Genomic DNA, 23,161 nt, shown 5'->3' with positions numbered 1-23,161 from the left:
GCGTGCCAGATCGCAGAGCCCGCTCGCGCCTGCCGCTGGCGGCGGGTTGTGCCACGACAGGACTGCCACAAATGGCAGTTGTGGGGTTTTTGCTGCCATGAATGGCAGTCACAGCGGCGCTGTGGCGAGCGGGTGCGGGCGGTTGTCTTCGAGGCCGGTTGCCGCCTGCCGGGCCCGCGAGCGGGAGGCGGGCTTGCTGGCACGGTACTTGTAAGGACGCGGTAGCTGCGTCCGGACGGCGCACCCTGACAATGGAGGAACGCCATGGAGCTCGACCCCATACTGCTATCACGAATCCAGTTTGCATTCGTGGTCTCGTTTCACGCCATCTTCCCGGTCTTTACCATCGGGCTGGCGTCGTTCATCGCCTTCCTGGAGTTTCGCGCCTGGAAGACCGGCGATGCGATCTACACCCAGATCTCGAAGTTCTGGATCAAGATCTTCGCGGTCGTGTTCGGGATGGGGGTGGTCTCCGGGCTGGTGATGTCGTTCCAGTTCGGGACCAACTGGAGTGCGTTCTCCTATGCGACCGCCAACTTCCTCGGGCCGGTGCTCTCCTACGAGGTGCTGACGGCCTTCTTCCTCGAGGCGGCCTTCCTGGGCGTGCTGCTGTTCGGCCGTGACCGGGTACCGCAGGGCGTGCACCTGTTCGCGGCGCTGATGGTGGCGCTGGGTACCTTCATTTCCTCGTTCTGGATCCTGGTCGCCAACAGCTGGATGCAGACCCCGGTGGGCTTCGAGTTGCAGGACGGTGTCTTCCACGTGACCTCCTGGATCACCGCGATCTTCAACCCGAGCTTCTGGCCGCGCTTCTTCCATATGGGCCTGGCCTCGCTGCTGACCGCGGGTTTCGTGGTCGCCGGCGTCTCGGCCTGGTACCTGCTGCGCCAGCGCGATGTGCTGGTCAACCGCAAGGCGCTGGGCACCACGATGTGGGTGTTGCTGCTGGCGGCCCCGGCCCAGCTGGTGGTGGGCGACATCCATGGCCTGAATACCTTTGAACATCAGCCGACCAAGGTCGCGGCGATGGAGGGCGTCTGGGAGACCGAACGCGGGGCACCGCTGCTGCTGTTCGCGATCCCGGATTCGGCCAACGAGACCAACCACTTCGAGATCGGTATCCCGAAGATGGCCAGTTTCATCCTGACCCACGAGCTGGATGGCGAGGTCCCTGGCCTGCTGGAGGTACCCGCCGAGGAACGCCCGCCGGTGGGAATCACCTTCTGGTCGTTCCGCATCATGGTCGCGATCGGGATGGTGATGATCCTGTTCGTGCTGGCCGGTGCCTGGCTGCGCTTCCGGCGCCGCATGTTCGCCTCGCCGCGTTTCCTGCGGGGTCTGACCTGGATGATCCCGGCCCCGTTCATCGCGGTGGTCGCCGGCTGGTTCGTGACCGAGACCGGGCGCGCACCCTGGCTGGTCTACGGCGTGATGACCCATGCCGAGGGCGTCACCCCGGCGCTGACGGGAGGCATGGCCCTGTTCACGCTGATCGGCTACGTGCTGGTCTACGCCGCCGTGTTCACGGCTGGCGTCTACTACCTGGTGCGTATCGTGCAGAAGGGACCGGAGACCACCGAGGTCCGGCAGGCCCCGGCCCACGCGAAACGGCCCTGGTCCGCGGCCGATACCTCGATCGACGACGCCGCTACCGGCGCTGCAAGGAGCTGATCCATGGAAACCACGCTTGATATCACGCTGATCTGGGTGGTCATCATTGCCGTCGGCATCATCGCCTACGTGCTGATGGACGGGTTTGATCTGGGGGTCGGGATCCTGTTCCCGTTCGCCCCGGGCGAGACCTCGCGCGATGTGATGATGAACTCGGTCGCCCCGGTCTGGGACGGCAACGAGACCTGGCTAATCCTCGGCGGGGCGGGGCTGCTGGCGGCCTTCCCGCTGGTGTACTCGGTGTTCCTGCCGGCCCTGTATATCGGCGTCTTCCTGATGCTGGCGGGGCTGATCTTCCGCGGGGTGGCGTTCGAGTTCCGGTTCAAGGCCAATACCTCCAAGGGGTTGTGGAACGTGGCCTTTGCCGCGGGGTCGGCGGTGGCGGCGTTTGCCCAGGGGGCCGTGGTGGGCGCCTACATCCAGGGCTTCGAGATGGAGGGTCTGAGCTTTGCCGGCGGGCCGCTGGACTGGCTGACGCCGTTCACCGTGCTGACCGGTATCGGTCTGCTGGCGGGCTATGCGCTGCTGGGCGCGACCTGGCTGATCGTCAAGACCGATGGCGAGACCCAGGCCTTTGCCTATCGCGTGGTGCCTGGCCTGCTGGCCCTGGTCCTGGTGGTGTTCGCGGCGGTGAGCCTGATCACGCCGTTTATTGACCCGAAGGTGATGGAACGCTGGATGGGCACCTGGCAGTACCTGTGGGTCCTGCCGGCGCTGGCCCTGTTGTCCGCCTGGATACTGATCCGGGCGGTGCGGCGGCGTGACGAGGGGATCCCGTTCGTAGCGACGATCGCCCTGTTCATTACGACCTATCTGGGGCTTCTGGTCAGCAAGTGGCCGTATGTGGTGCCGCCGGACCACACCTTCTGGGATGCGGCGTCGTCCCCGGATGCACAGTTGTTTATCCTGGTCGGGGCGCTGTTCGTGATCCCCATCATCCTGGGGTACACGGCCTGGACGTACTGGGTCTTCCGCGGCAAGGTGACGCCCGAGACCGGGTACCACTAAGCGGGATCCGTAGAGACCGGCCGTGATGCCACTGAACGTACCTCGGTTGAGCGTGTCTATTGGGCAGAGTCATCGGAGGACCACCGCCGCGGCGCCTCCCCTGGATACCTGGCCCATGCGAGAAGACGTGACGATTAGCCGACTGGCGATTCCGTGTGGCAACGAGACGGACCTCTCGGCGATGCGACAGATGATGGAGGCCTTTCGCGAGCCCTCCATCCTGTTGTCGCCCGATTACCGGATCCTGGCCGCGAATACGGCCTACCAGAGGGTCTACGGCACGGATGCCGATGGCTCTTCCCGGGCCTGCTATGAGGCCTCGCACGGCTATCAGCGTCCGTGCGACGAGGCCGGGGAAGCCTGTCCGCTCCAGGCTGCGCTCGCCAGCCGCCGCCGGGAACGTGTCCTGCATGTGCATCACACGGCGCAGGGCCGCGAGCACGTGGACGTCGAGCTGACTCCGATCCTGGGGGCGGAGGGGGAGGTTCGCTATTTCGTCGAGCGCCTCCATCATCTGCCCGTATCCAGCCCGCAGAACGGGGCCACCGGGCTGGTCGGGCGTTCGCGGGCGTTCAATACCATGCTGGGCTTGATCAGTCGCGTGGCACCCAGCAATGCCTCGGCGCTGCTGCTGGGTGAGTCCGGTACCGGCAAGGAGTTGATCGCCCGGGCGATCCACGAAGAGAGCCCGCGCCGCGACAAGCCGTTTGTCGCGGTTGAGTGCTCCGGACTGACCGAGACCTTGTTCGAGAGCGAGTTGTTCGGCCACGAGAAGGGGGCCTTCACGGGTGCGGCCTCGGCCAAGGTCGGGCTGGTCGAGGCCGCGTCCGGCGGCACGCTGTTCCTGGACGAGGTGGGCGATATCCCATTGGGCCAGCAGGTGAAGCTGCTGCGCCTGCTGGAGACGCACGCCTACCGCCGGGTCGGCGGAATCGAGTCTCGGAGTGCGGATTTTCGACTGGTTTGTGCCACCCACCGGGATCTGGAGGCGATGGTGCGGGCCGGCGAGTTTCGCGAAGACCTGTTCTACCGGATCAATACCTTCCCCATCGAGGTGCCGCCGCTGCGCCAGCGCAGCGGCGATATCCCGCTGCTCGTCGAGGCCATGCTGGATCGCTCCGAGCTGGTGCCGCGTCCGACGATGGAGGACGACGCGATCCGGGTTTTGGAGGGATATGCCTTCCCCGGCAACGTGCGTGAACTGCGCAACATCCTGGAACGCGCGGCCCTGCTGGCGGATGGCGGTCCGATTCGGCCGGAGCACCTGCCAGGCCCGGTGCGCCAGCAGGCCACGCGCGCCGAATCGGGTGCGGCCGGAGAAGGTTACGCGGAGTTGGTCCATCCGCGGGAACTGCGTCCGCTGGATCAGATCGAGCGCGAGTATCTGCGTCACGCCCTGGCGGTACACCAGGGTGATCGGCGGAGCCTCGCGCGCCGGCTGGGCCTGAGCGAGCGCAGCCTGTACCGGCGCTTGCGGGAACTGGATCGAGACGGCTGATCCGGCGGCCCCAGGTACGGGTTCTGACGGGCCGCCTGCGGCGAGTGTTCCCGTCTGCGCAGTATGCCGCGGTCGGAGAAACCTGAATCGCGCGTGGTGCTGCAGGGTCCCAGGAGCTGCATAGCCACAACTCCCGAACACCAGAAGGGCCGCGCCCGGCCGGCCGATGGTGATGTGATGCCCCAGGCATCAGAAATACCGAATATTCCCAACCACCAACACGAGGTGAACTGATGAAAAAGACGACCATTGCACTGTCTCTCTCGGCTGCGCTGCTGGCCGCACCGCTCACGGCGGCAGCCGAGTCGCTTTCGTTTGGCGAGGAGCAGACCGTTCGCGCCATGGCGGGCGGCAATGTCGGACAGGCCATTGCGAGCATGATGGAGGCCGAGTCGCTGGCCGTGGTCAACAACCGTTCCGCGATCTGTGGCGCGCTGACCGGCGGTCTCGGGGCCGGGATGCTGGCCGCCAACCCGGAGGCCGGGTTCAGCATCGCGGGCATGGAAGGGCCCGAGGATGCCGCCGACGCAGTAGCGGCGATCGGTGACGCCGAGGTGACCTATCTCGCCTTTGGCGCCGGTGCCAGCCGTGACGACAACGTGGCCCTGGCCCACGCCCTGCTCGGCGAGCTCGCGAAGGCCGAGTGGGACGGCACGTTGATGCTGCATATCTCCACCTGGATGCAGCAGCAGGTACAGGCCGCGGCGGAGATGGACGAGGCGGTTGCCGAATACCTGACCGGGCGCCCGATGGTTGCGCTGATGCCCGATGTGGAGGCCGGCGAGGCCGTGATGCTGCGCGTGTCCTTCGACGGCTCGGAATTTACCACCGAGGAGATGGGGCGCCAGCCGATGCGTGACGACCTGGCCGAGCTCTTTCGCCGCATGTAGTGACGGGTGGGCCGCTCGGGGCGGGGTGCCCTTGTTGCGGCTCGTCTTAGGTGCCGGCTATCGAGGCCTTAGAGAATTAGTAATAGCTAATGCAGTGGGGTCGCGATACCTTGGTTTCCACGGGGAGCCGAGACGGCCCCGAAACTTGCAAACCATTGATTATCAAGAAAGGAGTACATCATGGCACTTCGACTGGGTGATACCGCCCCGAACTTCCAGATTGACACCACCAAGGGCAAGATCGATTTCCACGAGTGGATCGGCGATTCCTGGTGCTTCTTCTTCAGCCATCCGGCCGACTTCACGCCGGTGTGCACCACCGAGATGGGCCGCACTGCCCAGCTCGCGCAGCAGTTCGCGGATCGCAACGTGAAGCCGCTGGGCCTGTCCACGGATACCGTCGACGAGCACAACAAGTGGATCGAGGACGTCAACGACACCCAGAACACCACGCTGGAGTTCCCGATCGTTGCCGACGCCGACAAGAAGATCTCCGAGCTCTACGAGATGATCCACCCGGGCGAGAGCGAGACTGCCGCGGTGCGTTCGGTCTACATTATCGACCCGAACAAGAAGATCCGGCTGATGATGACCTACCCGATGTCGGTGGGCCGCAACTTCGACGAGATCCTGCGCGTGATCGATGCGCTGCAGACCGGAGACCAGCACGGCATCGCTACGCCGGCCGACTGGACCCCGGGCGATCGCGTGATCATCCCGCCGACGGTCAGCAACGAGGATGCGCAGAAGAAGTTCCCGCAGGGCTTCGAGGAGATCCGCTCCTACCTGCGCTACACCCAGGTCTGACTCCGACCTGAAGCCTTGGCGTCCGCCCGGCATTGCCGGTCGGACGTCATTGACCAAGCTGTCAGAGGCCCCATTACGGGGCCTTTCTTGGTTGGGGAGAGTGATACGCGTTCGGTCGACTGTCCCTGCTCCTCGGACCGTTCAGAAAGCTGTCCCGCCAATACCGACAAGACGCAAGGGATCGGCTTCTCGAATTCGGGCCCCGGCCCCTTGATTCCTGTGCGCAGCGGAACCCTGTCCCGGACCACCGAGTCCACGGACATGTATGGATGCAACAGGAGTTCGCGGGATGAGCAAGACGATACTGATGGTGGTGACCAGTCACGGCGAGATCGGCGACGGCCACGCGACCGGCGTGTGGTTTGACGAGTTCTCGGTGCCCTATGACCGCTTCCGCAAGGCCGGTTTCGAGATCAAGGTGGCCAGTCCCAAGGGCGGGCCCGTCCCTCTGGATCCCAAGAGCCTGGAGTCGAATCATCCCGGACCGGCGGCCGTCGCCGCGCAGGAGGCCCTGGACGACACGATCCATCTCGATGAAGGCATGCACCACGATGCCTACGCGGCAATCTTCTTCCCCGGTGGGCACGGCACGATGTTCGATCTGCCGGAGAATCCGCATGTGCAGCGTCTGGTCGGCGAGTTTCTGGAGAACGACAAGGTCGTGGGCGCGGTGTGTCACGGGCCGGCCTGTCTGGTCGGCGCGATGCTGAAAGACGGCAGTCCGGCAGTGAAGGGGCGCAAGGTGGCCGCGTTCACCAACAGCGAAGAGAAGGCGGTACAGCTCGATCAGGCCGTGCCGTTTCTGCTGCAGGACCGCCTGGCCGAACTGGGTGGGGAGGTCGAGACCGCCGAGGACTGGGCCGACCATGTCGTGGTGGATGGCAAACTGGTGACGGGGCAGAACCCGCAGTCCAGCAAGAGCGTGGCCGACGCGATCGTGCGCCTACTGCGTGAAGCCGGCTGATTGGGCGCCGATGACAAGCGGACCGGGGCCTTCTGGGCCCCGTTTTTTTGCTTGTTGAGTGAACGAGGTTCAAATCTTGGTTCCGATTCGGTAGTCTGCGCCGATGGGCACCGAGAATCGAAAGCAGCGCGAGCGCGAGGCGCGCGAGACCCTCTTTGTCGAAAAGGCCCACGAGCTGATCCGCTCGGAGGGCCTTTTGGCGTTGCAGATGTCGCGTCTGGCGGCCGCCTGCGAGTACGCGACCGGCACGCTGTACCAGCATTTCAACTCGAAGGAAGATCTGCTGGCGGCCGTCGCGACCCGGGCAACGCGTCAGCGTGCGGAGCTGTTTCGGTGCATTCCTCGGCTGCCGCTGGGAACCCGTTCACGAATGCTGGCGATGGTGCTGGCCGATATCGATTTCGCGCAGGCGAATCCGGACTACTATCGATTGACCCAATTCGTGACGACAGAGGTGGTCTGGGCGAGCACGTCGGAGGCGCGGCGGCAGGAGTTGCTTGATGCGGCTCAACCGATCAGCCAGGCGATCAACGCCATCGTGGCCGAGGCGCGGGCGAACAAGGACCTGCCACCGGCCCAGGAGATGGGCGAGGAAGAGATGGGGCTGGGGCCGTGGGCGCTGAATACCGGGATGCAGGCGCTCGCGAATGCCCAGGGGCTGCTGGATGCCTACGATATCCACCGCCCGTATGAACACTTGATCCGCCATACCCATGCGCTGCTGACCGGCTGGCGCTGGGAGCCGCGAATCGATCCAGACGAACCCTCGGTCGTGCGCGCCGAGACGGAGCGGGTGCGCGCGATCGTGCGCGAGCACATTCCTGAGGCAAATTCATGAGCAAGCGATTCTTCCTGATGCTGCTGGGCGTAGCCCTGGTCCTGGGTGGCATCTTTGGTTTCAAGGCCTTCGTGGATCAGCAGATCGCGGAGTTCTTTGACGAGATGCCGGAGCCGACTGCGACCATCAACGCGGCGACCGTGGAGACCGATCGCTGGGCCCCGCAGCTGCGTGCGGTGGGGGACCTGGAGGCGGTGCAGGGGGCCACGCTGAGTTTCGAGGCACAGGGCATTGTTGACCGCATCCATTTTGCCAATGGGGCCTTCGCCGAGGCGGGCGAGACGCTGGTCGAACTCGACACCGAGCTGGACGAGGCGGAGCTGGAAAGCCTGCGCGCCGAGGCGCAGCTCGCGGCGCGCGAGCTGGAACGGGCGCGGGGCCTGGTGCAGCGCAACGATATTTCCGACTCGGAGTTCCAGCGCCGCGCGACCGAGGCGCAACAGGCCGAGGCGGCGGTCAAGGCACAGGATGCCCGTATTCGCCAGAAGCGTCTGCGGGCGCCCTTTGACGGGCAGCTGGGTATCCGTCAGGTGAACGAGGGCCAGTTTGTCGGCCCGGGCGACCCGATTGTGGTGCTGGAGTCCCTGGACCCGCTGTATGTGAACTTCACGTTGCCCGAACGCCGGCTGGCGAATGTCGAGCTGGGGCAGTCGGTCGAGGTCACCGTCGATGCCTATGGCGAGACCTTCGAGGGGCAGATTACCGCGATCGAGCCGCGTGTCCGTGCTGCCTCGCGGATGTTCCGCGTGCAGGCGATGATCACCAACGAGGACCATCGGCTGCGCCCCGGTCAGTTCGCCCGCGTCACGCTGCAGCGTGGCGAGCCGGAGGAGGGGCTGGTGGTCCCGCAGACGGCCATCCGTTTCGCACCCTGGGGCAACTCGGTGTTCGTGATCTTGGAAGACGATGACGGCGACAAGCGTGTGGAGCAGCGCCTGGTGGAGATCGGTGAGCGACGCGGTGACCTGGTGCGCATCGTGGATGGCCTGGAAGAGGGCGACGAGATTGCGGTCAGCGGTCTGCTGAAGCTCCAGAACGATACCCCCGTGAAGATCACGGAGGATGCCCAGCCCGATGCCGAACGCGATCCGCGGCCGGCGAATCGCTGAGCGGGCCCGCGACGATGCGCTTTACCGATATCTTTATTCAGAAGCCCGTGCTGGCCACTGTGGTCAGCCTGTTCATCCTGCTGTTCGGGGTGCGGGCGGTGTTCGACCTGAACGTGCGCCAGTTCCCCGAGGTGCAGAACGCGGTGGTCACGGTCAGCACCGCCTATATCGGCGCGGATGCGGACCTGGTACAGGGATTCATCACCACACCGATGGAGCGCGAGATCGCCGAGGCGGAGGGGATCGACTACATCGTGTCCAACAGCCTGCCGGGGATAAGCACGGTGCAGGCGTTCCTGGAGCTGGACTACGATCCGAACCAGGCGCTGACGCAGATCTCCGCCCAGGTGGACAAGATTCGCAGCGATCTGCCATCGGAGGCCGAGGACCCGGTGGTGGATCTATCCGTGGGTCAGGATGTGGCGGCGATGTACCTGTCGTTCTATTCCGAGCGCCTCTCCAACAATCAGACCACCGACTACCTGATTCGCGAGGTGCAACCGGAGCTGGCCACCGTCAACGGCGTTCAGCGGGCCGAGATCCTCGGCGATCAGAGCTTTGCGATGCGCGCCTGGCTGGACGCCAATCGCATGGCGGCCTATGGCGTAACCGGGCGCGACGTTCGGTCGGCGCTGGAGGGCAACAATGTCCTCTCCGCGGTGGGGCAGACCAAGGGCTCGATGGTGAGCCTGGACCTGACCGCGGATACCGACCTGCAGACCCCGGAGGCGTTCGAGCAGCTGATCCTGTTCGAGCAGGAGGGCGACCTGGTGCGTCTTGGCGATATCGCCGAGGTGGAGCTGGGGTCGGAGAACTACGACACCTCGGTGCGCTTCAACGGTCAGGCGGCGACGTTCATCGGCATCGAGCTGGCGCCGGATGCCAATGCCCTGGAGGTGATCGCGGATGTACGCGAGATCTTCGAGGAGCGCATCGAGCCGCGCCTGCCCTCCGGGCTGGAGGGCGAGATCGTTTATGACTCCACCGAATACATCGAGAGCGCGATCGACGAGGTGTTGACGACCATCGTGCTGGCGCTGCTGATCGTGCTGGTCGTGATTTATCTGTTTCTTGGCTCGTGGCGCAGTGTGCTGATCCCGGCGGTGGCGGTACCGCTGTCCCTGATCGGGACCTTCATGCTGATGCTCCTGATGGGGTTCTCGCTGAACCTGCTGACGCTGCTGGCGATGGTGCTGGCCATCGGCATCGTGGTCGATGACGCGATCATCATGCTGGAGAACATCTCGCGGCATATCGAGGAGGGCATGTCGCGCATGGACGCGGCGATCCAGGGGGCGCGCGAGCTCGCGTGGCCGATTGTCGCGATGTCGACCACGCTGGTGGCGGTCTTCCTGCCGCTGGGGTTCATCGGCGGCCTGACCGGCACGCTCTTCATCGAGTTTGCGTTTACCCTGGCGGCGACGGTCGTGATCTCGGGGATTGTCGCGATCACGCTGTCGCCAATGATGTGTTCGAAAATCCTGCGCGATGGTTCGGTCGAGCGGCGCGGGCGCATCGAGTCGTGGCTGGACGCGCGCTTTGACAGCCTGCGCGAGCGCTATCGCCGACGGCTGCACGGGGCACTGAATGACCGCTTCACCGTCGCCGCCTTCGGCGCCATCGTGCTGGTGTCCTGCTACTTCCTGTTCGTGACTTCGCAGACCGAGCTGGAGCCGCAGGAGGACCAGGGTTTCGCCTTCTCGATCATGGAAGGCGATGCCTACATGGGGATCGATTACCTGGAGCGCAACACCGCGCTGACCGACGGCTTTTTCGACCGCATCCCCGAGCTCGACAACATCTTTATCGTGAACGGCTTTGGCGGCGGGCCCGGTATGGCCGGGGCGACCAACCAGGCCCTGGGCGGTTTCGTTATGGCGCCCTGGGATCAGCGTGACCGAACGACCGCCAAGATCCTGGAAGAGGACCTGCAGCCGGCGCTGGAAGGGCTGCCAGGGCTCGAGGTGTTCGCGATCCAGCCGCCGCAGCTGCCGACCCCGGGGCAGGGCGCGCCGGTCAGCGTTGTGTTCGGCTCCACCAGCTCGTTCGAGGAGTTGAACGAGCTGAGTCAGGAGATCAAGGACCGGGCGATGGAGACGGGTCGGTTCATCTTCCTCGATACCGATCTCAACTTCGACCAGCCACGGGTGGATCTGAAGATTGACCGCGAGCGTGCCTCGCAGCTTGGCATCGACATGGCGACGCTGAATGCCGATCTGGCGACGTATCTCTCCGGCGGGTTCGCCGGGCGGTTTGCGATGGAGAACCGCAGTTATCGCGTGATCCCGCAGGTCCAGCGTTCCGACCGCCTGACGCCGGAGCAGCTTGAGGAGCTGTACACGCGCACCGCGGACGGCGAGCCGATACCGTTGTCCAGCATCGTGACGCTGGAAGAGACGGTCACGCCGCGCCAGCTCAACCGCTTCCAGCAGCTGAACGCGGTGACCCTGCAGGGGGTGCCACGGCCCGGCGTCACCCTCGGGGAGGCGCTGGACATCATCGACCGGATTGCCGCCGAGGTGCTGCCGCCCGATGTGAACGTGGACTATGCCGGCGAGTCGCGGCAGCTGAAGGCCGAGGGTGGGGATCTGGTCGTCACGTTCTTCTTCGCGCTGGTCGTGATCTTCCTGGTGCTGGCCGCGCAGTTCGAGTCGTTCCGTGATCCCTTGATCATTCTGACCACGGTGCCGATGTCGATCGCCGGCGCCCTGATCTTCATCAGCCTGGGTGTGACCTCGCTGAACATCTATACACAGGTGGGTCTGCTGACCCTGATCGGGCTGATCGCCAAGCACGGCATCCTGATCGTGGAGTTCGCCAACCAGTTGCAGCGTCAGGGGCGCCCCTTGCGCGATGCGATCGAGGAGGCGGCCAGCCTGCGTCTGCGGCCCATCCTGATGACGACCACGGCGACCGTGGTGGCGATGGTGCCGCTGCTGATGGCGACCGGTGCTGGTGCCGGCTCGCGCTTCGCAATGGGCCTGGTGATTGCGGCGGGCATGGCGATCGGCACGTTGTTCACGCTCTTCGTGGTCCCGGCCATCTATACCTATGTGGCGCGCGATCACTACGCCGACACGCTGGAGGCGCAGGAGGCCGATGCGGGTCCTGCCTGATCGTCGGTGCGCGCGCCCCGGCAGAGGGGCGCGGGCTCCGATCACGCTGTGGTCTAAAGAGCATGCATTGACTGCGGTCATGGACTACAATCAGCGACCGCATTCCCCGCTGAGGCTGCCGAGCAGGCGCCGGGCGCTGATGCGAACAGAACCCCCATGCCGCTCCGCGGAACTCTGCGGACCGGTCTTTCTATAAACGAAAGTCTATTGGTCGTATCTAGATTATTTATTTGTTATTAGCAGTGCACCTTCCTAATCTAGGCGACCGTCACGATTAACCAACGCGTAGGAGAAAGCCACATGGCCGCCAAGAAGTACTCCGCGGGCGTCAAGGATTACCGCGAAACCTACTGGATGCCGGAATACATGCCGCTGGATACCGATCTGCTGGCATGTTTCAAGATCACCCCGCAGCCGGGCATCGACCGCGAAGAAGCCGCGGCCGCCGTGGCCGCCGAGTCCTCCACCGGTACCTGGACCACGGTGTGGACCGACCTCCTGACGGATATGGACTACTACAAGGGCCGTGCCTACTCCATTGAGGACGTGCCGGGTGACGACGAGTCCTTCTACGCGTTCATCGCCTACCCGATCGACCTGTTCGAAGAAGGTTCGATGGTGAACGTGTTCACCTCCCTGGTCGGTAACGTGTTCGGCTTCAAGGCCATCCGTGCCCTGCGTCTGGAAGACGTGCGCTTCCCGATGGCCTACGTGAAGACCTGCGGTGGTCCGCCCTCCGGTATCCAGGTTGAGCGTGACAAGCTGAACAAGTACGGCCGTCCGATGCTGGGCTGCACCATCAAGCCGAAGCTGGGTCTGTCCGCGAAGAACTACGGCCGCGCCGTGTACGAGTGCCTGCGTGGCGGCCTCGACTTCACCAAGGACGACGAGAACATCAACTCGCAGCCGTTCATGCGCTGGCGTGACCGCTTCGAGTTCGTGCAGGAAGCGACCGAAAAGGCCGAGGCCGAAACCGGCGAGCGCAAGGGTCACTACCTGAACGTCACCGCGCCGACCCCGGAAGAGATGTACAAGCGTGCCGAGTTCGCCAAGGAAATTGGCGCGCCGATCATCATGCACGACTACATCACCGGCGGCTTCTGCGCCAACACGGGTCTGGCCAACTGGTGCCGCGACAACGGCGTGCTGCTGCACATCCACCGTGCGATGCATGCGGTGCTCGACCGTCATCCGAAGCACGGTATCCACTTCCGTGTGCTGGCGAAGATCCTGCGTCTGTCCGGTGGTGACCACCTGCACACCGGCACCGTGGTCGGCAAGCTGGAAGGCGACCGTGCCGCGACCCTGGGCTGGATCGACCTGCTGCGTGAATCCTTCATCCCGGAAGACCGCTCGCGCGGCATCTTCTTTGATCAGGATTGGGGCTCCATGCCGGGCGTGTTCGCCGTGGCCTCTGGTGGTATCCACGTCTGGCACATGCCGGCCCTGGTCTCCATCTTCGGCGACGACTCCGTGCTCCAGTTCGGCGGCGGTACGCTGGGCCATCCGTGGGGTAACGCCCCGGGTGCGGCGGCCAACCGTGTGGCGCTGGAAGCCTGTGTCCAGGCGCGTAACGAAGGTCGGGACATCGAGAAGGAAGGCAAGGACATCCTGACTCAGGCGGCGCAGCACAGCCCCGAACTGAAGATCGCCATGGAAACGTGGAAAGAGATCAAGTTCGAGTTCGACACCGTCGACAAGCTGGATACCCAGCACAAGTGATCGTCCGAGCGCGGGCGGCGCTAGTGCGCCGTCCGTGCCCAGAAAGAACCAGAGCACAGGATTACCGACATGTCTGATATCCAGAACTTCAAGCAGTCGCAGAAGTACGAGACCTTCTCCTATCTGCCGGAGATGAATGCCGACCAGGTGCGCAAGCAGATCGAATACTGCCTCGCGCAGGGCTGGAACCCGGCGATCGAGTACAGCGAAAAAGAAAACGCCATGGCCCACTACTGGTACATGTGGAAGCTGCCCTTCTTTGGCGAGCAGTCCGTGGAAGCGGTGCTGTCCGAGATTGAAGAATGCCGCCGTGCCAACCCGGGCATGATGGTGCGCTTCATTGCGTACGATAACTACGCCCAGAGTCAGGGCATGGCCTTCGTGGTCGACCGCGGTCGCTAAGACCCCGGTTCGGTGGAGGCCGGGTGCCTGTGGCACCCGGCCCGTCCATCAAGCGTTATTACCGTTGCTGCCGCCAACTGTAAGGAAGTGCCATGAGTAATCCGACATCCGCGTCTGAAGGTCTCTCGGGTCGCGAACTCGCCCGGGAACGGCGCAAGGCCATGTCTCATAATGGCAAGGCTGCCGTGAAGCCGACCGGCCAAACCAGGGGAACGTCGCGTTCTGCCGCGGCCGCGCAAAAGGCGCGCCAGGCTCAGCGTGTTTCCGAACCGGCCCCCCAGGCGCGGGAGCCGGAGTCGCACTCCAGCGAATCTCAGCCGTCGACCTCGTTCGAGGTCGGCAGCAGCGCACCTGCGCGCCGTCCGGAACCGGGCGCGCACGCCGGTGCGTCGAACGGCCGCCAGGCCGCTCTTGAGCGCCGCCAGAAGATGGCGCGCCAGGGCAAGAAGGCGGTCGGTCGCTCCAATACCCGGGCGCGGGCCCTCGGCGGTTTGGCCCGTGGCGGTTCCGACCGGTCGCGTCAGCTTGAAGCGCTGTCGCAGAACCAGGGTATGGAAATCGACTGTTCCAACATGAGCGGGCGCGAAATCTGCCGCCTGCGCCGTCAGGCCCTGGCGACCGATGGCAAAAAGGCCATGGCGGCCGAGCCGCGCCGTGAAGACCTGTTGAAAGGCCAGGGTTCCTTCGCGCCGTCTGCACAGGAAGAGAAAAAGGGCTGTGGCTGTGGCTGCAAGGACGAGAAGTCCGAGCACAACGACACCTATAGCGCGGTGACCCCCGAAAGCGACACCGTCGTGGAAAGTGGCCTTGACCAGTTGTGCGACAAGGTGGAGTCCGGTGGCGAGTCCGCGGGTCCGCATCCGGTGATCTCCGAGGTCCGCGCGATCTGCATGGCGCGCCGCGAGGCGATGGCACAGAACGGCAAGCGTGCGACCAAGCGCCGTTTCAACGGCTCCAAGGGCCGCGGTGCCATGCCGCAGGAAGGCGCGTGGAAGGCTGCGAAACGCAAGGGTATGTCCACTCGCGAGGTAGCACGCCAGCGTCGTGAAGAGCTGTGCACGATTGGTCGCGGTTCTTCGGATCCGGGTCGTCCCTGTGGTCGTCCCCGTGGTCAGACGAGCGAAGCACCGCCGAAGGTGGAAGAGGGCACGACCCTCGCCGGTGGTCACATTAGCGGCACGCAAGTCGAGTCGACGCGCAGCGTCACCGGCGCCGAAGCGGGCAGCTGCTCCAACATTACCGGGACCGAGTACCTGGGCCTCGAGCACTACGAGCGCTACTGCGATGTGCGCCCGAGTGCCAACCCGGCCAAGGTGGGGCACTCCCACACCAGCCGCGGCCAGGAAGTCAGTGGTACCGAGGTCGGGCGCTCTGCCCGTGTAACGGGGGACGAGTCCGGCTCTTGCGAAGCGATCACCGGCACCGAGTACCTGAGCAGCGAGCAGTACGAAGGCTTCTGCGGCACCCGTGCGCCGAACAGCGCGCCGCGCACCAGCGTGATGGTGACCCGTCATGGCGAGGGTGTGTCGGGTACGAGCGTCGGCCGTAGCCCGCGTGTCACCGGTGACGAGTCGGGCTCCTGCCGCGACATCACCGGTACCGAGTACCTGAATACGCAGGCGAGCGAGGTTCCGTGTAACACGGGAAAGTCCAACGGAGCGCCGATGAAGGTCGGCGTCATGCATACGCTTCGCGGTCGTGAATTGACCGGGACCGAAGTCGGGCGCTCCTCGCGTGTCACCGGTGACGAGTACGGCAGCTGCAAGCCGGTCACCGGGACCGAATACATCGGTACGGAACAGTTCAAGGGCATGTGCGGTACCCGCCCGGAGCCGACGCCGGCCAAGGTGCAGGAGCTGCACACGATGGAAGACCAGAGCGTGACGGGTACGGCCGTGGGTCGCAGCTCGAAGGTGACGGGTGACGAGTCCGGATCCTGCCGCCCCCTGACGGGTACCCCGTACTACAACCAGGCGGATTTCGGTGACCTGTGTGACCGTCCGGCCGCCGGTGGTGTGCCGAAGGTGGGCGTGATGCACACGCTGCGGGGTCGGGAAGTCTCCGGCACGCAGGTGGATAGCTCGCTGCGCGTGACCGGTGACGAATACGGGGGCTGCAAGCCGATCACCGGTACCGAGTATGTCGGGTCCGAGCATTACGACGCCTTCTGTGGCTCCCGTCCGCAGGCCGGCCCGGAAAAAGTCTCCGTGAGCCGCACCTGGAACCAGCAGAACGTCTCGGGTACGTCCGTGGGCCGCTCGGCACGGGTCACCGGTGACGAGTACGGTGCGTGCAAACCGGTTTCTGGCACGCCCTACATCGGCGCTGACCAGTACGAGGCTTATTGCGAGCCGCGTGATATGCAGACGGCGCACACCCGCGTGGCCGAACGCCATGCGACGCCGGGGCATCCGGTTTCCGGGAGCCAGCCGGGTTATGACGAGCGCGTGACGGGCACCGAACGCGGTGCATGTCAGGACGTGTCCGGTGCGCCGTATGTCGGGGCGAACGAATTTGCCGCGACCTGTCCGACGGCCGCTGGCAGCTTGCACCCGCGTCTGCGTCCGGAAGGCCAGGCCGCAGTAGCCGCACCGGTGGCCGACGTGCCGGCGCAGGCGATGCCGAATGACGGCTTCAGTGTTCAAAGCCCGGCCCGCGAAGCCTTGGCGCGCCGCGAGCGTCGTGTGACCGGTACTGCATACGGTGCCTCGGGTGGCATTACCGGGCCGATCAACAAGGCGACGGGCCTGGTGTCCGGGACCGAGGAGTTCCGCTATCAGCCGGATCGTCACCAGCCGGTACCGGCTCAGGCTGAAGATGTGGCCAAGATTGGTGCCGAACGTGTGACCGTTAACGGGAGCAGCAACGGTGTGACCATCACGGGCGATGACTGGGCCCGTGGAAGCAGCGTCACCGGCACCGAAGGGTTCGCCACGCGTCGTAACGCGACGCAAAAGGGCAACCCGCGTGGTGAAGGCCGTAGTGCCTATGCCAATCGTGAGCTCGAGCGCAAGGAAGTGCCGATGAGCAAGATCACCGGTTCCTCCGGGAATAGTGGCAGCGGTTCGCTGGTGACCCTGTCCGGCGGTGCCCGCGGCTAAGCGGCGAGTAAGGAGGCAATACGACCACGATGGTGCGCCGAGGCCGCCGCAAGACATCCGCCTTTGGCACGCGTTACGCGACGCCACGGGGAAGTGCCGTCCGGTCGCCGGTGGCACAAGGGGCGAATTCGGCTGCTGCGCAACCTCTGGTTAGCGCAGTGCCGCCGAAGGCGCCGGCGCCGATGGACGTGCCTTCTGTGCTGAAGCCCGGGCATCCGCTGGCGGATGTCGCCGACAACGAACGGCTGTACGCGTTCGAGAGTGGGTTTCGCGATCGCTTCGCGAATCTGGTGCCAGTACTGAAAGAGGTCCATGCGCTGCAACACGAGCGGGACTTCGAGGAAAAGGCGCAACGGATTGTCGAGGATAACCTCGGGTATCGGTTGCCGGAACGCGTCCTGGAGGATGCGTGGATCAACGATCTGGACACGCGCGAACTGTACCTGCACGGCACGTTCGAGCTGTTTGATCAGCTGGTCAATGAATACTGGGCGGGTCGGGATGACCTGGTGGACGAGGCGGAACGCGCGATTGCGTACTTCCTCGACTGCGATTTCCACGAAGTGGACATCTCGCCCTGTTCCGACGGGCGGCTGTTGAGCCTGCGGCGTTTTATTCTGCGCCTGCCGGATCTGGCTGTTCGGGTTAAGAGTTATGCCGGTGCGCAGTTCGACATCGAAGAGGATGTCCGCCACTGGACGAAACGCGAGCTGTTGCGGTTCCGCGAAGGACGGCCGACCACGGCGGATGTGCCGAGTCGATACCTGAAGATCGCGGCGTACCACTACAGCAGTGCGGACCCGCACCATCAGGGGTGCGCGGCGCACGGCAACAGTGAGCGGGACGCGGCGGATGCCGCTCTCCGGCAGCTGCGGGCGTTTCGTCAGGCGATCGAGAACACCTACTGCTGTGGGGCCTCGGTCGATACGCTGCTGATTGGCGTGGATACGGATACGGATGCCGTGAAGATCCATATCCCGGACGCCGACACGCGGATGAGTCTGTACCGCTTCGTGGATAGCGCGAAGGTGTACCGGGAGACGCAGGACCTGGATGGCCGTGACGCGGAACTGCGCGTATATCAGGCGATCCAGGACGCGATCCACCAGCAAGGCTGGGGTCACGGCAACGGTGGGCCGCACGAGGGGATGCTTCGGCTGATCTCGCGGCTGTTGCTGAACAATATTTCGCAGCTCGATTACGTGGCGCGCTACCACAACGGGCATTACGCCGATGTGGGGCACCGCGAGCGGGTGATCATCGTCGGCCAGGAAGTCGAGGAGATGCAGGTACGCAACTTTGCCTACTTCGCGCACCTGGAAACGATGGAAGAAGGCGCCCACGGGATGGATGTGGGGGTGAACAAGATCTTTCGGCAGCTGAATGTCGAGCGGGGCCTGCCGGTACCGGTGGTGATCCATTACCGCTACGACCGCAAGGTGCCGGGATCGCGCGAGCGGGTCGAGGCCCGCTGCCGGCGGATCCGCGACCAGATCATGGCGCGCTATCGCGAACTGGCCGAAAAGGGCCTAATCGGGTGCCACATGGTGATTCGCGACAAGCGCAGCGGCAGCCAGTTGGAACCGCTCGCCGGTTGAGCTAACGGGACACGGAATGAAGATCTGCAAGGTAGAGAAGACGCTGGTTTCGACCAACCGGATCCGGGATCTGGGTCACCGTCCCTTGCTGGTGGTCCAGGAGAAGGCCGGGGGTCCGCGCACGGTCGCGGTGGACGCGGTCGGTTGTGTGCCCGGGGACTGGGTGATCGTGGTCGGATCGTCCGCGGCGCGCGAGGCGGCCGGCAGCAAGGAATACCCCAGTGACGCGACGATCGTCGGGATCATCGATTACTGGGAGGAGCAGTAGCTCCATGGAAATTATGCAGGTGCAGGACGAACTGGTGGTCACGCGTCGTGTGGACGGCCTTCAGACCATGTCGCTGCGCGTGCTGGTGGATCAAAAGGGTGCGCTCAGCGTCGCCGTGGATCCAGTGGGTGCGCACCCGGGCAATTGGGTGTTCACGATCTCTGGATCGGCCGCGCGCTACGCGCTCGATGACCCCAAGGTGACAACCGATCTGACGATCGGCGGCATCATCGACCAGTGGGACGATGGTGGCAGGAAAGCGGAAGGGTCGACGAACAAGGCTGGACAAGACCAGACCGATGCACAGCGCTCTGCTGGTACCCACAAGGCGGCTTGAGCGTCATTTTAATTGGAAAAACTGTAACTCCAGGAGAAAGAGAAATGGCAACTGAACGTTTTGGTGTGGCGCTGGGCATGATCGAGACCCGTGGTCTGGTGCCGGCGATTGAAGCCGCTGATGCAATGACCAAGGCCTCTGAAGTGCGCCTGATTGGTCGCCAGTTTGTCGGTGGTGGCTACGTGACCGTGCTGGTCCGTGGCGAGACCGGTGCCGTGAACGCCGCCGTGCGTGCCGGTGCGGATTCCTGCGAGCGTGTGGGTGACGGCCTGGTGGCTGCGCACATCATTGCCCGCGTGCATTCCGAAGTGGAAAGCATCCTGCCCGAGCAGGTTGAAAAGTAATTCATCAGTAACGCTTGATAGGAGTTAAGTAATGGCTAGCGAAAACTTTGGTGTGGCCCTCGGCATGATCGAGACCCGTGGTCTGGTCCCGGCGATTGAAGCTGCCGATGCGATGACCAAGGCCTCGGAAGTGCGCCTGATCGGTCGTCAGTTCGTCGGTGGCGGTTACGTGACCGTTCTGGTGCGTGGCGAGACCGGCGCTGTGAACGCTGCGGTGCGTGCCGGCGCGGATTCCTGCGAGCGTGTGGGTGACGGCCTGGTGGCTGCGCACATCATTGCCCGTGTGCATTCCGAGGTGGAAAACATCCTCCCGGAAAAGCCGTAATTCCCTGCGGCGGATAAACGCCGCCGTGGCTGATCGGCCCGGCGGCCCGTTTGTAAAAGAGGTTAGCAATGGCGAGCGAAATTTCTGGTGTGGCCCTGGGCATGATCGAGACCCGTGGTCTGGTGCCGGCAATTGAAGCGGCGGATGCGATGACCAAGGCCTCGGAAGTGCGCCTGATCGGTCGTCAGTTCGTCGGTGGTGGCTACGTGACGGTTCTGGTGCGTGGCGAGACCGGTGCCGTGAATGCGGCGGTGCGTGCCGGTGCGGATTCCTGCGAGCGTGTGGGCGACGGCCTGGTGGCTGCGCACATCATTGCCCGTGTCCACTCCGAAGTGGAAAGCATCCTGCCGAAGGCCCCGACGGCCGACGGCTCGGCCAGCTGAGGCAACCTCGATGGCGGATCCGCGGATCGTGGGTTACCTGAACCGCGCGGTGGCGCATGAGCTGTCCGCGGTTCAGCAGTATCTGGCCCAGGCGCGATTGACCGCGATGTGGGGCATGAGCGATGTCAGCGAATGCCTGCGTCGGGACGCCCAGGAGGAACTGGACCATGCGGATCGATTCATGACCCGCATGTTTCACCATGGGGTTGCCCCCAACGGGAGCCAGCTGGCACCCGTGCGGCTGGGGCGCTCGATGGCCGAATTGCTGGAGCGCAACCGCGAACTGGAGATGGAAGCCGTGCGCCTGTATGACGAGGCGGCGGTCTACTGTCGGCGCGTGGGTGCGGTGGCCGATGCCGAGTTGTTCGAGAGGATCCTCGAGGAAGAACTCGAACATGTGCGCGAGATCGACGCACAGGAAGTCGCGGCCCGCTAGGGGTACGCCTGTCCAACGTTCTGGAGTAGTACATGGCGGATAGCGATCTCGTGGTGCCGGCCGGCTGGGAGCCGGGCAAGGGCTCCTCGGCGACCATCAGCAAGCAGTTCACCTTCGACCGTTACGGCATCACGCGCGAGTTTCTCGATCGGGTAGCCGAGTTGTCGGAGGAGGATGGCTATCATCCCAATATCAGTTTCGGTACGACGTATGTGAACATCACCATTGATGCGCGCGACGGCGACCGGATTGGCGAGGCGGATCAGCGTTTCGCGCAAGAGGTGGATCGGCTGGCCAGCGAAACGACTGGCTGACCGACCATCACGTCAGAGTCCACGAACTGGACCCGTCCGGTTCCTGGCCCTAGGAGGCTGATACGTGGGTTCCCGGGTATTCGCGGTAGTCAATCAGAAGGGGGGTACCGGCAAGACCACCCTCTCCATGAACCTCGCCGCCGGTCTGGCGCGCCGAGGACGCACCCTGGTGGTCGATGCGGATCCGCAGGGATCGGCCGGCCAGTGGGCGCGCATGTCCTCGGACGACCGTCCCTTTCCGGCCTCCGTGTTCGCCGTCGCGGGTCCGCTGGATCGCGAACTCAAGGCGCTGCGCAAGGATTACGATCACATCGTGGTGGACTGCCCGCCGACCCTGGAGGGTGGTGCGGTGACTGCCGCGCTCGCGGGCTCGGATGTCGTGTTGATCCCTGTTCTGCCATCCCCCGTTGATCTTTGGGGCAGTGTGCGGATGGGGCGCGGTCTGGAGGAGGCGCAGATGAAGAACCGGTCGCTGCGCCCCTATGTCGTGATCAACCAGCTCGAGGTCCGCAGTGCGCTGTCGCGTGCGATGAAGCATGCACTGATGGAGATCGACATCCCCGCCCTGGAGCAGTCGCTCCGCCGGCGGGCCATCTACCGGCGTTCCGCGCTGGAAGGCTGTTCCGTGTACGACCTGGGCAAACCGGGCGAACCGGCGGCCGAGGAGATCGAAGCCATCATCGAGGAGGTGTCGCAATGAGCAATCTGCAAGACAAGCTGGCGGCCGGTGTGCGCAGCGCCCGGGAAGACCAGAACAAGGACAGCAATGCTGCGTCGGATAACGCGCTGAAGAAAGACACCAGCACGACCCCTGCGAGCGCGCAAACGCATCAGGCGGCCAGCACCAAGGCAGCCGCAACGAAAAAGGCCGCGACGCCCAAAAGCACGGCGCGCAAGACGGCGACCCGCAAGGCCTCTACGACCAAGCGCAAGGCCCCGGCCAAAAAGCCGGCCGCACAGGCCACACGCAAGACGTCCGCCACGAAGCCGGCGGCCAAGAAGTCCAGCGGCTCTGGCGCCAGCCGCGGAGGTCGCACCACCGCCGAGCTCAATCCGGGCAAGGCGAAGGCGACGGCCGACGAGCCGTGGAAGAACCTGCACCCGAATCGTATCTGGCCGGACTGAGTCAGGGCGTTTCGGGGCCGGGGCTGGGCGGGGTGCTGGGCATCCCGTCCCCCGGCCTTTTTTGATTGAGGAGTCTGGGCAATGCAAGACGATCTGCGCGATCACCTGATCACGGAAGAGCCGTATTACCAGCCGGTCGCGGACGAGATCGAGCTGTACGAGGCGGCGTATTCGGTGCGCATGCCGATGATGCTGAAGGGGCCGACGGGCTGCGGGAAGACCCGCTTCGTCGAGCACATGGCCTGGAAGCTCGGCAAGCCGCTGATTACGGTCGCCTGTAACGAGGACATGACGGCTTCCGATCTGGTCGGGCGTTATCTGCTCGATGCCGATGGCACGCGCTGGCAGGACGGTCCGTTGACCCTGGCCGCGCGCCACGGGGCGATCTGCTACCTCGACGAGATTGTCGAGGCCCGGCAGGACACCACGGTAGTGATCCACCCGTTGACCGACAATCGCCGCGTGCTGCCGCTGGAAAAGAAGGGCGAGATGGTCCAGGCGCACGCGGATTTCCAGGTCGTCATTTCCTACAACCCGGGTTATCAGAGCCTGATGAAGGATCTGAAGCAGTCGACCAAGCAGCGCTTCGGCGCGCTGGATTTCGACTACCCGGATCACGAGACCGAGGCGAAGATCGTCGCTCACGAGGGCAAGATCAACGAGGAGATGGCCGGCAAGCTGGTCAGCGTGGCCGAGCGCGCGCGCAACCTGAAGGGCCATGGCCTGGACGAGGGCATCTCCACCCGCATGCTGGTCTACGCCGGCTCGCTGATCGCCAAGGGCGTGGAGCCGCTAGGCGCCTGCCGCATGGCACTCGTGCGGCCGATCACCGACGATCCGGACATGCGCGACGCGCTGGATTCGGCCGTCACCACGTTCTTCTAGCGCACCGCGCGGCGTACCCG

The 23,161-nt window shown here is 64.6% G+C and carries 23 protein-coding genes; all 23 read left to right on the top strand.

Going from position 1 to position 23,161, the window contains the following annotated elements; all coding sequences use genetic code 11:
* Positions 1 to 264 precede the first annotated feature (264 nt).
* Positions 265 to 1,671 carry a cytochrome ubiquinol oxidase subunit I gene (locus tag F466_RS0105650; protein WP_018993634.1) on the top strand — a complete coding sequence of 469 codons (1,407 nt, stop codon included), beginning with the start codon at positions 265 to 267 and terminating at the stop codon, positions 1,669 to 1,671.
* Between the two features lie 3 nt (positions 1,672 to 1,674).
* Positions 1,675 to 2,679 carry a cytochrome d ubiquinol oxidase subunit II gene (gene cydB / locus F466_RS0105645; protein ID WP_018138858.1) on the top strand — a complete coding sequence of 335 codons (1,005 nt, stop codon included), beginning with the start codon at positions 1,675 to 1,677 and terminating at the stop codon, positions 2,677 to 2,679.
* Positions 2,680 to 2,794: 115 nt separating this feature from the next.
* Positions 2,795 to 4,177 (top strand): sigma-54-dependent Fis family transcriptional regulator, encoded by a 1,383-nt coding sequence (locus F466_RS0105640; protein ID WP_018993633.1) that lies wholly within the window; start codon positions 2,795 to 2,797, stop codon positions 4,175 to 4,177.
* Positions 4,178 to 4,410: 233 nt separating this feature from the next.
* A complete protein-coding gene (locus F466_RS0105635) occupies positions 4,411 to 5,067 on the top strand; it encodes a hypothetical protein (protein WP_018138856.1) in 657 nt (218 codons plus the stop codon).
* Between the two features lie 180 nt (positions 5,068 to 5,247).
* The gene (locus F466_RS0105630) at positions 5,248 to 5,874 is read left to right on the top strand and encodes a peroxiredoxin (protein ID WP_018138855.1); all 627 of its coding nucleotides are present in this window, start codon (positions 5,248 to 5,250) and stop codon (positions 5,872 to 5,874) included.
* A gap of 289 nt (positions 5,875 to 6,163) precedes the next feature.
* Positions 6,164 to 6,838, top strand: coding sequence for a type 1 glutamine amidotransferase domain-containing protein (locus tag F466_RS0105625; RefSeq protein ID WP_018174421.1), 675 nt, complete (start codon positions 6,164 to 6,166; stop codon positions 6,836 to 6,838).
* Positions 6,839 to 6,941: 103 nt separating this feature from the next.
* On the top strand, positions 6,942 to 7,676 hold the full coding sequence (locus F466_RS0105620) for a TetR/AcrR family transcriptional regulator (RefSeq protein WP_018138853.1): 735 nt from the start codon (positions 6,942 to 6,944) through the stop codon (positions 7,674 to 7,676).
* Positions 7,673 to 8,785: an efflux RND transporter periplasmic adaptor subunit gene (locus F466_RS0105615; RefSeq protein WP_018993632.1), complete on the top strand. Its 1,113-nt coding sequence runs from the start codon at positions 7,673 to 7,675 to the stop codon at positions 8,783 to 8,785. Before F466_RS0105620 ends, F466_RS0105615 begins: the two co-directional genes overlap by 4 nt.
* Positions 8,786 to 8,799: 14 nt before the next feature.
* Positions 8,800 to 11,901 (top strand): efflux RND transporter permease subunit, encoded by a 3,102-nt coding sequence (locus F466_RS0105610; protein ID WP_018993631.1) that lies wholly within the window; start codon positions 8,800 to 8,802, stop codon positions 11,899 to 11,901.
* 300 nt (positions 11,902 to 12,201) lie between these two features.
* On the top strand, positions 12,202 to 13,623 hold the full coding sequence (locus tag F466_RS0105605; RefSeq protein ID WP_012982269.1) for a form I ribulose bisphosphate carboxylase large subunit: 1,422 nt from the start codon (positions 12,202 to 12,204) through the stop codon (positions 13,621 to 13,623).
* 69 nt (positions 13,624 to 13,692) lie between these two features.
* Positions 13,693 to 14,025: a ribulose bisphosphate carboxylase small subunit gene (locus tag F466_RS0105600; RefSeq protein WP_018138850.1), complete on the top strand. Its 333-nt coding sequence runs from the start codon at positions 13,693 to 13,695 to the stop codon at positions 14,023 to 14,025.
* A gap of 161 nt (positions 14,026 to 14,186) precedes the next feature.
* Positions 14,187 to 17,126 carry a CsoS2 family carboxysome shell protein gene (locus F466_RS0105595; RefSeq protein WP_026296419.1) on the top strand — a complete coding sequence of 980 codons (2,940 nt, stop codon included), beginning with the start codon at positions 14,187 to 14,189 and terminating at the stop codon, positions 17,124 to 17,126.
* Positions 17,127 to 17,308: 182 nt separating this feature from the next.
* Positions 17,309 to 18,724, top strand: coding sequence for a carboxysome shell carbonic anhydrase (locus tag F466_RS0105590; protein ID WP_018138848.1), 1,416 nt, complete (start codon positions 17,309 to 17,311; stop codon positions 18,722 to 18,724).
* A gap of 16 nt (positions 18,725 to 18,740) precedes the next feature.
* A complete protein-coding gene (locus F466_RS0105585) occupies positions 18,741 to 18,992 on the top strand; it encodes a carboxysome peptide A (protein ID WP_012982273.1) in 252 nt (83 codons plus the stop codon).
* Positions 18,993 to 18,996: 4 nt separating this feature from the next.
* Entirely contained in the window at positions 18,997 to 19,329 is a 333-nt protein-coding gene (locus F466_RS0105580; RefSeq protein ID WP_018138847.1) for a carboxysome peptide B, read from the top strand.
* Positions 19,330 to 19,373: 44 nt separating this feature from the next.
* The gene (locus tag F466_RS0105575) at positions 19,374 to 19,673 is read left to right on the top strand and encodes a BMC domain-containing protein (RefSeq protein ID WP_012982275.1); all 300 of its coding nucleotides are present in this window, start codon (positions 19,374 to 19,376) and stop codon (positions 19,671 to 19,673) included.
* Between the two features lie 31 nt (positions 19,674 to 19,704).
* Positions 19,705 to 19,998: a BMC domain-containing protein gene (locus tag F466_RS0105570; protein ID WP_012982276.1), complete on the top strand. Its 294-nt coding sequence runs from the start codon at positions 19,705 to 19,707 to the stop codon at positions 19,996 to 19,998.
* Positions 19,999 to 20,066: 68 nt separating this feature from the next.
* On the top strand, positions 20,067 to 20,381 hold the full coding sequence (locus F466_RS0105565) for a BMC domain-containing protein (protein ID WP_012982277.1): 315 nt from the start codon (positions 20,067 to 20,069) through the stop codon (positions 20,379 to 20,381).
* A 10-nt stretch (positions 20,382 to 20,391) separates the two neighbouring features.
* Complete coding sequence (locus F466_RS0105560; RefSeq protein WP_018138846.1) at positions 20,392 to 20,817, top strand: bacterioferritin; 426 nt, start codon at positions 20,392 to 20,394, stop codon at positions 20,815 to 20,817.
* 32 nt (positions 20,818 to 20,849) lie between these two features.
* Entirely contained in the window at positions 20,850 to 21,131 is a 282-nt protein-coding gene (locus F466_RS0105555; RefSeq protein WP_012982279.1) for a 4a-hydroxytetrahydrobiopterin dehydratase, read from the top strand.
* 64 nt (positions 21,132 to 21,195) lie between these two features.
* Positions 21,196 to 21,831: a ParA family partition ATPase gene (gene parA, locus F466_RS0105550; protein WP_018138845.1), complete on the top strand. Its 636-nt coding sequence runs from the start codon at positions 21,196 to 21,198 to the stop codon at positions 21,829 to 21,831.
* Positions 21,828 to 22,256, top strand: a complete 429-nt coding sequence (locus F466_RS0105545; protein WP_018138844.1) for a hypothetical protein — start codon at positions 21,828 to 21,830, stop codon at positions 22,254 to 22,256. The genes parA and F466_RS0105545 overlap by 4 nt, the downstream gene beginning before the upstream one ends.
* Before the next feature lie 81 nt (positions 22,257 to 22,337).
* Positions 22,338 to 23,141 (top strand): CbbQ/NirQ/NorQ/GpvN family protein, encoded by an 804-nt coding sequence (locus tag F466_RS0105540; protein ID WP_018174426.1) that lies wholly within the window; start codon positions 22,338 to 22,340, stop codon positions 23,139 to 23,141.
* Positions 23,142 to 23,161: the final 20 nt, after the last annotated feature.

This window comes from Thioalkalivibrio sp. ALgr1, assembly GCF_000378285.1.
Taxonomy (GTDB): Bacteria; Pseudomonadota; Gammaproteobacteria; order Ectothiorhodospirales; family Ectothiorhodospiraceae; genus Thioalkalivibrio.
Note: the sequence above shows the minus strand (reverse complement) of the source record. Positions and strands in the feature narration are given on the sequence as shown.